Raw genomic sequence first — 12,502 nt, 5'->3', positions numbered from 1 at the left:
CGGCCCGCCCGACCTTGCCCGTCCACATCCTCCTGACTGGAGCCCTTCCATGACCCAGCCGAACACCGCGGCCGACCCGTCAGCTCCCTTCTCCGGCGGCCGGGTGACGACCGCCCCGGTGGACCCGGAGCCGTTCCTGCTGCGCATCGAGGCCGCCGAACCGGGCGTGCGCCTGGACCGGTGGATCGGTGCCAACCGAGCCCGCCTCGTCGACGAACTCCACCGCCACGGCGCCCTGTTGTTCCGGGGATTCGCGGTCGACAGCCCGGCGGAGTTCGGCAGCGCCGCCCGCGCGTACTCGCCCGACCTGCTCGACTACCTGGAGCGGGCCGCGCCGCGCACCGAGATCGCCGACAAGGTGTTCACCTCCACCGAGCTGGCCGCCGACCGCTGGATCGACTTCCACCACGAGATGTCGTACTCCCACAACTGGCCGAGCATCCTGTACTTCTACGGCGACCGCCCGTCCGCGCAGGGCGGAGCCACCCCGGTGGCCAGCGAGCGGGCCGTGTTCCCGAAGATCCCCCAGGAGATCCGCGAGCGCTTCCAGCGGCACGGCGTCGCCTATGTGCGCAACTACAGCCCCGGACTGGACATCCCCTGGCAGGACGTCTTCCAGACCACCGACCGGGCGGAGGTGGAGGCGTACTGCCGCGCCTCGGACACGGAGTTCACCTGGACCGGCGACGACGGGCTGCGCACCCGCTCGGTCCGCCAGGCCGTCGCCCGGCACCCGCACACCGGTGAGACGGTGTGGTTCAACCACGCCCACATGTGGCACGTCTCCACCCTCGACGGGGACGTGGCGGAGTACCTCCTGGACGAGTACGGTCCGGAGGGCGTGCCGCGCAACGCGTTCTACGGGGACGGCACGCCCATCGAGGACGAGGCCGTGGCGTTGATCGGCAAGCTCTACCAGAAGGCCGCGGTGTCGGTGCCCTGGCAGCGCGGGGACGTCCTGGTGGTCGACAACTTCCTGGCCACCCACGCCCGGGAGCCGTTCAGCGGCGACCGCCGCATCCTGGTGGCGATGTCCGACCTGTACGTGAGCCAGGGGATCTGAGCCCCGCCCGGCGGGCGGTGGTGCAGCGAACTGCACTTCTGACTGGGTACCCGCGCCCGTGTGCCGGAGGGCCGGCGCGGGGGACGATGAAGCCGTCCGAACAAGCGCGGCGGAACCGGTACGGCGGGTCCGCCGGAAGACGAGCTGCCGGTGGAGGAGCCGCTGTGGACGCAACGTTGGCAGCCCGAGGGAACACGGCCCGAGCACGTCGACGTCCGGGACGGCGGGCGGCGCTCTGCCTGGCCGCCGTCACCGTGCTCGCCCTCGGAGCGACCGCCTGCAAGGTCGACACCCAGACGACCGCGGACCGGGTCGAGGTGTGCTCCCGGGTGCTGGGGCTGACCCTCTTCGATCCCTTCCCGAACGACGCCGACAAGGCCCGCAAGGACGTGCGCGAGCGCGCGGACAAGCTCGACGAGCTGGCGAAGATCGCACCGGACGACGACCTGCGCAAGGCCGTCGAGACCACCGCGAAGTCGCTGCGCGACGCCCAGCCGAAGGACCACGGCGCCCGCACCGTGGTCGACTACCTGGCCGAACAGAACGACCGGCTCAGGGACCTGCGGAAGACCTGCACCGACTCGAAGAAGTACTGACCTTCCGAAGTACCGGCCTTCCGAAGTACCGGCCTTCCGGAGTACTGACCTTCCGGAAGCACGGATCACGAGCCAGGGTGGCGTGGCCCGAGCGGATCGCTCACCGCCCACCCGTCAGCCCGCCGGGGCCGGAACATCCCCCGTACGCCGGCCCCGGCGTCGGCCGAAGGGCGCCTCAAGACCCCCCCGGTTCTTGGGGCGCCCGTCGGCCCGGGACACCGTGACCCCGACCCGCACCCAGGAGTGAACCGGTGGCCGGCGAGATCGGTACGGCGTTGGGCGCCATGGTCCTGACGGGCGGCTGCCTGGTGATGCTCGGCTTCGGGCTCGACCTGCTGCGGCCCGGGCGGGCCGCGCCGCCGGAGCCCTTCGAGCAGCACCACCACGCCGGCCCCGGAGAGGACTGTGACCGGTGGGAGGATCCCGTCCCGTCGACGGCCGCCCGGTCACCACGGTGGTCGACGGCGGCGGTGCCGGCCCGGCCGCGGGGCGGGCACGAGGACACTGGGCCCCACCCGGAGTGGCCGGGTGAGGCCCTTCGTCACATCAAGGGGTCGATCGGGGTGAGGGTGCCGAGCCGGTCCTCGACGTGCTGGGCGGCGGCCAGGCAGAGGTCCTCGCGGAACGGGCGCCCGATCAGCTGCACCCCGGTGGGCAGGCCCTCGGCGTCCAGCCCGGTGGGGACGGCGACGGCCGGGACGCCGACGAAACTGGTGACCGAGCAGAGCCGCATCGCCGAGGCGACCCGGTCCCGCCCGGCCTGGTCCCGGGACTCCAGGCCGGGTTCCACCGGCGGCTCGGTGAAGACCGGGCCGAGCAGCAGCGGGTACGCGTCCAGGAACTCCGTCCAGGAGCGGCGGATGTTCATCCAGGTACCCATGAGCCTGATCAGCCCGGCGGCGTCGACGGGCGGGTTGTGGCGCATGGTCAGCTCGATGAAACGGTCGCCGCCCTCGCCCAGCAGTTGCCGCACGGCGGGCCAGCTGGGGGCGAACTCGGTGCTGGTGAGCTGGTGGTAGGCCTTCAGAGCCTCGTCCAGCCGGGGGACGTCGGGGACCTCGTCCACCTGGTACCCGGCGTCGCGCAGGGCCTCGGCGGCGCCCTCGACGGCGCGGCGGACGGAGGGGTGGACGCCGTGGCCGCCCGGATCGGCGACCACGGCGACCCGCGGCCGGCCGTCGAGCGGCCCTCCGTGCGGCGGCTCTCCGTACAGCGGTGCCGGGACGGCGCGGGGGTCGCGTGGATCCGGTCCGGCCAGGGTCTCGTAGGCGAGCCGCAGGTCGGCCACCGTACGGGCCAACGGTCCGTCCGTGACGAGTAGTTGGGAGGCGGGCCCGGGGTCGGTCGGGCCCAGCATCCGCTGGTCGGCGGCGAACCGGCCGGTCGTCGGCTTGAGCGCGGCGACCCCGCAGAAGGTGGCCGGGATGCGGACCGAGCCGCCGGAGTCGTTGCCGAGCCCCAGTGCTGCCATGCCGGTGGCCACCGCCACGCCGTCCCCGCCGCTGGTGCCGCCGGGGGTGCGGGCCGCGTCCCAGGGGTTGCGGGTGTCGCCGTACAGCTCGCTGCGGGTGTGCATCCCGGCCAGGATCAGGGTCGGCATGTTGCTGTGCCCGATCGGGATCGCCCCGGCGGCGCGCAGCCGGGCTACCGGGACGGCGTCGGCGGGGGCGACCAGCTCGCGGAAGCGCGGCGTGCCGAAGGTGGTCGGGACGCCCTCGATGCGGGTGCACTCCTTGACCGTGAACGGCACCCCGGCGAGCGGGCCGAGCGGCTCCCCGGCCGCCCGGGCCCGGTCGGTCTCCCTGGCGGCGGCGCGGGCGCGGTCGGCGAGGAGCTGGGTCACGGCGTTCACCCGCGGGTTGACCTCGGCGATCCGGGCGAGGTGGGCGTCCACCACCTCGCGGGCGGACACCTCGCCGCCGCGGACGGCGGCGGCGATGGCGGTGGCGGAGAGTTTCCACATGAGGGCTCCCGAATTCGTTCCGATGCGCTTGCATCGGAACCTTAGCGGGCGAGCCGATACGCTTGCATCGAATTAATGGCGGACGCGGACGTCGGGACGCGGACGTTCGGCGGGCGTCGGAACGCGGACGGGAAGTGCGGGGAGCGGTATGCCGAAACAGGTCGACCAGGAGGACCGGCGCCGACGGATCGCCGAGGCCGTGTGCGCGCTGATCGATGCCCAGGGCCTCGAAGGAGTCACCCTCCGGGACGTCGCCACCAGGGCGGACGTCTCCATGGGCGCCGTCCAGCGCTGCTTCCGCACCAAGGAGGAGATGCTGCAGTTCGCCCTCGGCCACATCGGCGCGCGCGTCACCGAGCGCGCCCACGGCCGGGTCGTCGCCGGCCCCGCCCAGTCCGCCGCCAGCACCGTCGGACACGTCGTCGGCGAGGTGGCCCTGCTGCGCGACGAGCACCGGGCCGAAGCCCGGATCTGGCTCGCCTTCCTCGCCGCGGCCGCCGTCAACCCGGCCCTGGCGACCGGACTGCGGACCAGCTATGCCGACCTCGAAGGGCTGCTCGCACGACTCATCGCCGAAGCGTCGGGCGCCGTCGACGCCCGGCGCGAAGCCCGTACCCTCCTCGCGCTCGCCGACGGGCTCACCGCGCACGTGCTCATCGGGCACCGGTCGGCGGCCGAGGCGGAGGAACTGCTGCACGCGCACCTCGTCGGCGTGTGGGGGGCGGGCGCCGGCCGCTGAGAGCCGCTCGAATCCCGTTGTCACCGGAGGGCCTTGCCGCGAGGATCTGTTCGTGGCCGAGCTGAAGCCCTACCCGAAGATCCCCGCCCGGGGCCGCTCCGGCGCACCCGGGAGCCGCGAATGGACCGCGGCGGAGAAGGTGCACGGCGCGCACTTCGCCGTCGTCTGCCAGGACCCGTCCGTCCGGCCCGCCAAACGGCGCGACCTGCTGGCCGACGAGGAACTCGACGCCTTCTTCGGCGTGAGCCGGATCTGGCCGCAACTCCTCGTCGCGGCCCGGCGCTTCGCGGCGGCCCTGCGGGCGACCCGGGGCGAATCCGCCGTCGTCACCGTCTACGGCGAGCTCGCCGGCGGCCGCTATCCGCACCCCGGCGTGCCCGCCGTCCCCGGAGCCGAGCCCGTGCAGACCGGCGTCTGGTACGCCCCCGGCCTGCGCTGGCTGCCCTTCGACGCGACGGTGGAGACGGCCGCAGGGCGGTGCTGGATCGCCGACCGCGAGCTCCGGTCCGCCGCGTCCGCCGCCGGCCTCACCTGCGTGCCCCTGCTCGGACACGGCGCGCTGAAAACCCTTCAGGAGCTGCCGGTCGCCTTCCCCAGTAGGGTCCCGGCCCTGCTCGGACTGCCGGAACTGCCCGACAACCTCGCCGAGGGGTACGTGCTCAAACCGGCCGGTGAATGGCACGAGTCGGACGCCGCCCGGCCTGTCGTCAAGGTCAAGCAGAGGGCCTTCGCCGAGGACGACCGCTACGACGGCGCCCGTCCCTACCTCCCCCCGCCGGAAGGCGCGGCAGGCGTCCCCGCCTGGCTGCTCGTCCAGGCCTCGGCCTTCCTCACCCCCGCCCGCGCCGCAGCCGCCGTCAGCAAACTCGGGCCGCGCGCCGGGACGGACGCGGTGGCGGCGGAGGTCGCCCACGACGTGGCCGACGAACTCTCCGAAGCCCTCGGCGGGCTGGAGCCCTCCACCCTGACGGCGCTCCGGCACGCCCTCCGCCCCGCGACCCTCTCCCTCGCCGCCTTCGACGCGGCGGACCGCCGGTGACGCCGGGCCGTCCTCACCCGCCACCACCGCCTCCTCGCCACCCCCTGCGCGCGCCCGCCGCGCTCACCCTCCCGCCGGTTGTCTCCTGCACGGGGGGTTCTCGCCGTCCGGCTCTTATTGTACTGTCCGTCTAATAAGCGGGTGAGCGGGAGCCCGCAGGAGCAGGCACCTGGAGGCAGCCATGGCCCTCACCCGGCAGGCGACCGAGCACGGCCACACGGTGGCCGACGACGACGTCTCGAAGCGGCTGCTGGAGTCGGCCGCCACCCTCTCCTTCGACCCCATGACCGAGATCGACTGGGACGCCCCCCTCCCCGAGGAGCACTACGGCCTCAATCCCGAGTGGAGCACCCTCTACGGCACCCGGCTCTGGGACGGGATGACCGAGCAGCAGCGGGTCACCCTCACCCGGCACGAGGTCTGCTCGATCATGAACACCGGCATCTGGTTCGAGATGATCCTCCAGCAGATGGTGCTGCGCGACCAGTACCTCAAGAACCCCGCCAACGCCGAGTTCCAGTTCGCGCTCACCGAGATCGCCGACGAGTGCCGCCACTCGATCATGTTCGCCCGCGCCTGCCAGAAGATGGGCGTCCCCGCCTACCGGCCCAACAAGGTGATCGCCCAGGCCGGGCGAGCCTTCAAGGCGCTCGCCAAGGGTGAACTCGCCTACGGCGGCATCCTGGTGGCCGAGGAGGTGCTGGACGTCATGCAGCGTGACTGGATGCGCGGTGAGAACGTCCTGGAGATCGTCCGCGGCACCTCCCGGATCCACGTGGTCGAGGAGTCGCGGCACATGAAGTTCGCCCGGCAGGAGATCCGCGAACGGATGCGCCACGCGGGCCCGGCCCGCCGCCGCACCTCGGCCACCGGCATCGCGATCGGCGCGTACGTCATCGTCAGCAGCATGGTCCACCCGGGCGTGTACAAGGCCGCCGGGCTGGACGTCGCACGGGCGCTCGCCGAGGTGAAGGAGAACGAGCACCGCAAGGCGATGATGCGCAACAGCTCCCGGCACCTGATGGCGTTCCTCGCCGAGGCCGGGCTGCTCACCAGCCGCTCGGCCGCCGTCTACCGCCGCGTTCACATGCTCTGACGACGAACGGGGCGACGAACCAGGACGACCGACCAGGACGACCGACCAGCTAGAGCGAGGACCCCACTCCGGCCATGGCCTACGCGATCACCCGTAACTGCTGCAACGACGCCTCGTGCGTGTCCGTCTGCCCGGTCAACTGCATCCACCCGACCCCGGAGGAACCGGAGTTCGGCAGCACCGACATGCTGTACATCGACCCGCAGGCGTGCATCGACTGCGGCGCCTGCGCGGACGCCTGCCCGGTGGACGCGGTGTTCCCGGTCGACCGGCTGCGCGGCCCGGACGTCGTCTTCGGCGACCTCAACCGGGACTGGTTCCGCGACCACCCCAACGACCACGCCTGGGGCGCGCCCAGTTTCCCGCGCAGCCTGCCCGGCGGGCTCGGCACGCTGCGGATCGCCGTGGTCGGCACCGGGCCGTCCGCCGGGTACACCGCGCAGGAGCTGCTGCGCTGCACCAGCGCGGAGATCACCATGATCGACCGGCTGCCGGTCACCGGCGGCCTGCTGCGGCACGGCGTCGCGCCCGACCACCAGTCCACCAAGCGGATCGCGGAGAGCTTCGCGAGCGTCTTCCACGACCCCCGGCTGCGGATGCACCTCAACCTGGACGTCGGCACCGACGTCACCCACGAGGAGCTGGCCGCGCACCACCACGCGGTGGTGTACGCGGTGGGCGCGGCCGCCGACCGGCGGCTCGGCGTGCCCGGCGAGGACCTGCCGGGCAGCCTGCCCGCGACCTCCTTCGTCCGCTGGTACAACGCCGACCCGACGGTGCCCGCCGACACGGTGGAGCTGTCCGCCGAGCGGGTGGTGGTGGTCGGCAACGGCAACGTCGCGGTGGACATCGCCCGCGTCCTGCTCACCGACCCCGACCGGCTCGCCGCCACCGACATCGCCGACCACGCCCTGGCCGCGCTGCGCGGCAGCAGGGTCCGGGAGGTCGTGCTGCTGGCCCGGCGCGGGCCCGAGCAGGCGGCCTGGACCAGGCCGGAGTTCCTGGCGCTGGGCCGGCTGCCGGGCGTCGAGCTGGTGGTCGAGGACCACCCGGAGGTGCGGGTGGCGATCGAGGCGGCCGCGCCGGACTCCAGGGCCGGGCTGCTCGCCGGCCTGCCGCTGGTGCGGTACGACGGGGGCGCGGAGCCGGGGCCGGGGCGGCGGATCGTGCTGCGTTTCCTGTCGGCGCCGGTCGAGCTGACCGGGGAGGACGGCCGGGTCTCGGGGCTGACCGTCGAGCGGACCACGCTGACGGCGGACGGCGAGCCGCTCCGGGTGGTGGGGGAGAGGGAAACCCTGCGGGCCGGGCTGGTGGTGCGCTCGATCGGGCACCGGGGCGTGCCACTGCCCGGGCTGCCGTTCGACGAGCGGAGCGGGACGGTCGCGCAGCGCGGCGGACGGGTCGTCGACCCGGCCACCGGACGGGCGCTGCCGGGCGTGTACGTGGTGGGCTGGGCCAAGCGCGGCCCGTCCGGCGGGATCGGCGCCAACCGGGCCTGCGCCCGGGAGACGGTGGACGCGCTGCTGGACGACGCGGTGGCCCGGCTGCTGCCCGAACCACCTTCGGGGCGCGCGGAGTTCGAGCGTCTGGTGCGGCGGCGCCGGCCGGACGCGGTGGGGCTGAAGGAACTGCGCGCGGTGGACCGGGCGGAGCGCGAGCGGGGCGCGGCGCAGGGGCGGCCGCGGGTGAAGCTGGCGACGGTGGCGGAACTGCTGGCGGCGGGCCGACGGCGCTGAGGCGCGTTCCCGGGCCGGGCGACCGGGGTGGGCGACCCGGGGTGAGCAGCCGGGGCGGCCCGCGCGGGGTGGACGCGTGGGCCGCCCGGTTGACGCGGCCGTGACCCGGTGCGCCGGGGCGCGTTGGGTGGATGTGAGCAGTTTTGGGTTGGCCTCGGACGCGTGGTGTCGGCCGATGGCCGAAGAAACGATCCTGCAATGGCCGGGGCACCCTCCGGAACCCGACCCGGGGGTGCCCATCTATGCCGAACTGGCCCGCCGGTGGCAGTCGGAGGGGCGGTCGGTGCCCGGACTGCCGGACCCGGTCTGGGAGTCGCTGACCACCCCGGGCGCCTCCGCTGCTCCGGCAGCCGCAGCACCCCCGGCAACCGCAGCGCCCGCGGGACCGGCAGCGCCCCCGACGACCTCACCCCCCGCCGACCCCTCGGGGTAGAACTGACCGCCCACCGCCGGAAGAGCCCGATCGAGCGCTCCCCGGGCACCAGCGGCGGCTGCGCCAGGTGCCGCTCGCGGGCCGGCACCGGCCGGTCCTGCTTGATGATCCGCATCGCCGCCTGGAGCGCCGGCCAGGAGGCCGCCCGGTCGACGCTCCGTACGGACCTCGCCGACCCGACCCCCGGCACCAGCAGCCGCAGCGGCACGGTGCCGGCCACCGCGAACCGCGCCAGGGTCCGCCAGGGTGCGACCGGCGTCGGCAGCACCCACACCCGCAGCGTGCTGCCCAGCTCCGGCAGTTCGGTGGTCAGCCGCATCGTGCCCAGCCCGGCCAGCAGCACCGGCTGACCAGCAGTGTCGAGGGCATCCCCGTCCTCGACACCGTCGCCGTCCGCACCGGCCCGGCCGCCTTCGCCCGCGCCCTCGCCGACTACACGGCCACCCCGGCTCGGCCGCTCTCAGGCAGCCCCCGCCGCGCCGCGCAGGATGCCCTGCCCGTCCCGGCCGCGCAGGGCCAGCGCTGCCGGGACCACCGCCGAGGTCAGGGCGATGACCGCGCAGACGGCGGCGAGCACACCCATCACGGTCCAGGGGACGGCCGCGGGCGTCGGGCCGACCAGGTGGGTCAGGGCGGCCCAGGAGCCGCCGACGCTGATCACCGTGCCGAGCACGCCCAGCAGGGTGCCGGCCGCGACGCACATCAGCGTTTCGAGGGCGACGGTGCGCAGTACCTGGGCCCTGGTGGCACCGGCCAGGCGCAGCAGGGAGAGTTCCTGCCGCCGGTCGCTGACCGTCATCACCAGGGAGTTGGCCAGCGCGATGGCCGCATAGCCGATCGCCAGCCCGAGGATCATCAACAGGGCGTTCCAGGAGGCCTGTTCGGTGCTGTCGGCGGCGTTCGACCAGATGTCCGCGGGCGTGGTGAGCCGGGCGCCGAGACCGTCCACGGCGCCGTACAGCGCGGCGGCGGCCTGTCGGGGGTCGGTGCCGGGCAGCAGTCGCAGGTCGATCCGGGTGGCCAGGGCCGGGCCGCCGATGCCGCCGGTGACGGCGTCGGCGCCGTTCACCCAGGCTTGGACGGTCTCGGCGCCGGTGCCGAGCAGGGCGGCGACCCGCAGGTCACGGGGGGTGCCGTCGGCCAGTCGGACGGACACCTGTCCGCCGACCCGGGGCGAGCCCGGCCAGGTGCGGCTGAGCGCGACCGAGCCGGGGCCGAGGTCGGCGAGCGAGCCTGCGACGACGGGCAGGCGGTCGACCTCGGCCAGTGCGGCCGGATCCGCGGTGGCGGCGCTGAGCGGCACCAGGGCCTGGCCGGTCGGGTCGACGGTCATCAGCGAGGTCGGGGTGATCACCAGCGCCCGTACCCCGGGCACGGAGCGGACGCGGTCCACCACGGCCCGGTTCAGCCCGGGCGTGCCGGCCGGGGTGACGACCAGGTCGGCGGCGGACAGCTGGCGGCGGACCTCGCTGACCTGCGAGCGGTTGATGGTGTCGATGCTGCCGAGCAGGCACCCGGCGAAGGCGACGACCAGCACCACCGGGGTGGTGGTCGCGGCGGTGCGCCGGAACGCGGTCAGCGAGCTCTGCCGGGCGGTGGCCCAGATGATGCCGCCGCCGTCCTCGGCGGGGCGCCCGCGCAGCCGGGCCGTCAGCGCGGGCAGCGCGGTCAGCAGCCGGATCGCCGGGCCGGCCAGTACGGCGGCCAGCAGCACGCAGCCCGCGACGATGCTCAGCAGCAGGCCGAGCGAGTCGGCGGCGTTGGCCGCCGCGTCGGGCCAGATGCGGGCCGTGACCACGAGGGCCGCGATGCCGCCGCCGAGCACCAGCAGGCCACTGACCCAGCGGAAGGCCAGTGCGAGGCGAGAGCGCCGTTCGGCGTCCGCCTCGGCGAGGGCTTCGCCGGGGCTGATCAGACCGGCCCTGACGGAGGAGAGCAGGACGCCGCCGATCGCGGTCAGCAGCCCGATCGAGGCGGCGGCCAGCAGCCCCCACCAGGTGACCGGGACGGTGAAGTCGGCGGGCACCATGCCGTGGTCGACCAGCCAGTGGCCGGCCGGCGCCGCCCCGGCCGCGCCGAGCGCGCACCCGGCGGCGGAGGCCAGCACCCCGACCACCAGCGCCTCCCGGTTGACCAGGGCGCGCAGCTGTCGGCGGGTGGCGCCGATCAGGCGCAACAGGGCGAGTTCGCGGCGGCGCTGGGCGATGGACAGGGCGAAGGTGCCGGCCACCACGAACACGGCGGTGCCGCCGGAGACCGCGGCGGACAGGCCGAGCGGGGTCTGCACGTCGTCCAGCCGGGCGCTGACCTCGGCGTGGTGCGGGTCGGCCTGGCTGCGCTCGGTGCCGGTGAGCACCCGGGCGACGGCCGCGCCGCCGGCCGCGTCGACGGCCCGCCGCACCGCGTCGGCGGGGCCGAAGGCGGCCAGCATGTCGACGGCGGGGCAGTAGCGGGCGGCCTGGGCGTCGGTGAAGAAGACGGCGTGCTCGAAGGCCTCGGCCTCGGTGACGCCGGAGACCGTTGCCGTGTGCGGGCCGTCGGCGGTGACGTACCGGACGCGGGTGCCGACCTGCTCCGGGCGGCCGCCGCCGATGACGATCTGGTCGTCGGAGGCGGGGGCGGTTCCCGCGGTGAGCCGGTAGCCACCGAGGGCCGCAGCGGACCAGGCGCGTCCGACCTGCTCGCGCGGGCCGTCCGCCAGCTGGGCGTAGAAGGTGTGGTCCGCGACGGTCGGGCCGGTCGCGGCGACGGCGGCGAGCAGCCCGGCGGGCAGGCCCGGCTGGGCGGGGACCGGGGTGGACTGGGGGTCGCCGCCGGTCGCGGGGGTGAAGTCGACGTTCCGGTCGGCCATCACCAGGACCGGGGCCTGGGAGTAGCGCTGGCGGGCCTGGTCGGGGACTTCGGCGGTGGCGGCGATGACCAGGATCGAGGTGGCCATCAGGGCGACGCCGCAGGCCAGCGCGACGAAGCTGCCGACGAAGGAGGCCCAGCGGAGCCGGACGGAGGCGAGGGCGAGGGTCAGCATGCCGAGGCCTCCGACGCGTGAGCCTGAGACGGGTGAGCCTTCGACGGGTGAGCCTCCGGCGCGTGGGCCTCCAGCGCCGTCATCCGGGCGGCGACCTGCTCGGCGGTGGGCCGCTCCAGCGAGCCGTCCAGTCGGCCGTCACGGAGGAACAGCACCCGGTCGGCGTAGGCGGCGGCGACCGGATCGTGGGTGACCATGACCACGGCCCGGCCGGGGTCGTCGGCCATCCCGCGGAGCAGGGCGAGCACCTCGCGGCCGCTGCGGGTGTCCAGCGCGCCGGTCGGTTCGTCGGCGAGCAGCACCGCGGGGCGGGTGATCAGCGCCCGGGCGATGGCGACCCGCTGCTGCTGGCCGCCGGAGAGCTCGCCCGGCCGGTGCCCGGCCCGGTCGGCGAGGCCGACCGCGGCCAGGGCGGCGGTCACCTCGGCGGGCGCCGGGCGGCGGCCCGACAGCTTGGCCGGGAGCGCCACGTTCTGGGCGGCGGTCAGCGCGGGCAGCAGGTTGAAGGACTGGAAGACGAAGCCGATCCGCTCCCGGCGCAGGACGGTCAGCTCCTTGTCGCGGAGCCCGCCCAGGACGGTGCCGTCGACCCGCACCTCGCCGTCGTCGATCGCCTCCAGGCCGGCCGCCGACCGCAGCAGGGTCGACTTGCCGGACCCGGAGGGGCCCATGACGGCGGTGAAGGTGCCGAAGGGGAACCCGACACTCACGCCGTCCAGGCCGACGACGGGCTCGGGCCCGCGCCGGTAGGTGCGGCGGACGGAGCGGAGTTCAACGGCGAAGTCCGTGGCGTTCATGATCCCCATCCCATC

General features: G+C 74.8%; 10 protein-coding genes. 7 read left to right on the top strand and 3 right to left on the bottom strand.

Features of this window, described 5'->3' with window-relative positions:
• Window positions 1-49 precede the first annotated feature (49 nt).
• Complete coding sequence (locus tag BOQ63_RS16790) at window positions 50-1,063, top strand: TauD/TfdA family dioxygenase (RefSeq protein WP_072654555.1); 1,014 nt, start codon at window positions 50-52, stop codon at window positions 1,061-1,063.
• 164 nt (window positions 1,064-1,227) lie between these two features.
• Window positions 1,228-1,659, top strand: a complete 432-nt coding sequence (locus BOQ63_RS16785) for a DUF8711 family protein (protein WP_030287899.1) — start codon at window positions 1,228-1,230, stop codon at window positions 1,657-1,659.
• A 541-nt stretch (window positions 1,660-2,200) separates the two neighbouring features.
• Here BOQ63_RS16785 and BOQ63_RS16780 read toward each other — a convergent pair.
• The gene (locus tag BOQ63_RS16780) at window positions 2,201-3,622 is read right to left on the bottom strand and encodes an amidase (protein ID WP_030287897.1); all 1,422 of its coding nucleotides are present in this window, start codon (window positions 3,620-3,622) and stop codon (window positions 2,201-2,203) included.
• Between the two features lie 148 nt (window positions 3,623-3,770).
• Between BOQ63_RS16780 and BOQ63_RS16775 the strand changes: the two genes are divergently transcribed.
• The 5 genes from BOQ63_RS16775 (at window position 3,771) to BOQ63_RS16755 (ending at window position 9,015) form a co-directional block, all read left to right on the top strand.
• A complete protein-coding gene (locus BOQ63_RS16775; protein ID WP_030287895.1) occupies window positions 3,771-4,361 on the top strand; it encodes a TetR/AcrR family transcriptional regulator in 591 nt (196 codons plus the stop codon).
• A 52-nt stretch (window positions 4,362-4,413) separates the two neighbouring features.
• The gene (locus BOQ63_RS16770) at window positions 4,414-5,400 is read left to right on the top strand and encodes an RNA ligase family protein (RefSeq protein WP_050366545.1); all 987 of its coding nucleotides are present in this window, start codon (window positions 4,414-4,416) and stop codon (window positions 5,398-5,400) included.
• A gap of 181 nt (window positions 5,401-5,581) precedes the next feature.
• On the top strand, window positions 5,582-6,496 hold the full coding sequence (locus BOQ63_RS16765) for an AurF N-oxygenase family protein (RefSeq protein ID WP_030287891.1): 915 nt from the start codon (window positions 5,582-5,584) through the stop codon (window positions 6,494-6,496).
• A 74-nt stretch (window positions 6,497-6,570) separates the two neighbouring features.
• Window positions 6,571-8,232 (top strand): FAD-dependent oxidoreductase, encoded by a 1,662-nt coding sequence (locus BOQ63_RS16760; RefSeq protein ID WP_030553371.1) that lies wholly within the window; start codon window positions 6,571-6,573, stop codon window positions 8,230-8,232.
• Between the two features lie 537 nt (window positions 8,233-8,769).
• A complete protein-coding gene (locus tag BOQ63_RS16755; RefSeq protein WP_072654553.1) occupies window positions 8,770-9,015 on the top strand; it encodes a hypothetical protein in 246 nt (81 codons plus the stop codon).
• Window positions 9,016-9,125: 110 nt separating this feature from the next.
• Here the strand turns inward: BOQ63_RS16755 and BOQ63_RS16750 are convergent, their stop codons facing one another.
• Window positions 9,126-11,690 (bottom strand): ABC transporter permease, encoded by a 2,565-nt coding sequence (locus tag BOQ63_RS16750; RefSeq protein WP_150475950.1) that lies wholly within the window; start codon window positions 11,688-11,690, stop codon window positions 9,126-9,128.
• Window positions 11,684-12,487: an ABC transporter ATP-binding protein gene (locus BOQ63_RS16745; RefSeq protein WP_030553374.1), complete on the bottom strand. Its 804-nt coding sequence runs from the start codon at window positions 12,485-12,487 to the stop codon at window positions 11,684-11,686. The genes BOQ63_RS16750 and BOQ63_RS16745 overlap by 7 nt, the downstream gene beginning before the upstream one ends.
• Window positions 12,488-12,502: the final 15 nt, after the last annotated feature.

It is taken from the genome of Streptomyces viridifaciens (assembly GCF_001888885.2).
Lineage (GTDB): Bacteria > Actinomycetota > Actinomycetes > Streptomycetales > Streptomycetaceae > Kitasatospora > Kitasatospora aureofaciens.
This window is presented reverse-complemented; position numbering and strand designations above follow the sequence as displayed.

Coding starts and splice junctions, on each gene's coding strand:
- BOQ63_RS16790 (WP_072654555.1), top strand. CDS start 50: ATGACCCAGCCGAACACCGCGGCCGACCCGTCAGCTCCCTTCTCCGGC.
- BOQ63_RS16780 (WP_030287897.1), bottom strand. CDS start 3,622: ATGTGGAAACTCTCCGCCACCGCCATCGCCGCCGCCGTCCGCGGCGGC.
- BOQ63_RS16775 (WP_030287895.1), top strand. CDS start 3,771: ATGCCGAAACAGGTCGACCAGGAGGACCGGCGCCGACGGATCGCCGAG.
- BOQ63_RS16765 (WP_030287891.1), top strand. CDS start 5,582: ATGGCCCTCACCCGGCAGGCGACCGAGCACGGCCACACGGTGGCCGAC.
- BOQ63_RS16760 (WP_030553371.1), top strand. CDS start 6,571: ATGGCCTACGCGATCACCCGTAACTGCTGCAACGACGCCTCGTGCGTG.
- BOQ63_RS16755 (WP_072654553.1), top strand. CDS start 8,770: ATGATCCGCATCGCCGCCTGGAGCGCCGGCCAGGAGGCCGCCCGGTCG.
- BOQ63_RS16750 (WP_150475950.1), bottom strand. CDS start 11,690: ATGCTGACCCTCGCCCTCGCCTCCGTCCGGCTCCGCTGGGCCTCCTTC.
- BOQ63_RS16745 (WP_030553374.1), bottom strand. CDS start 12,487: ATGAACGCCACGGACTTCGCCGTTGAACTCCGCTCCGTCCGCCGCACC.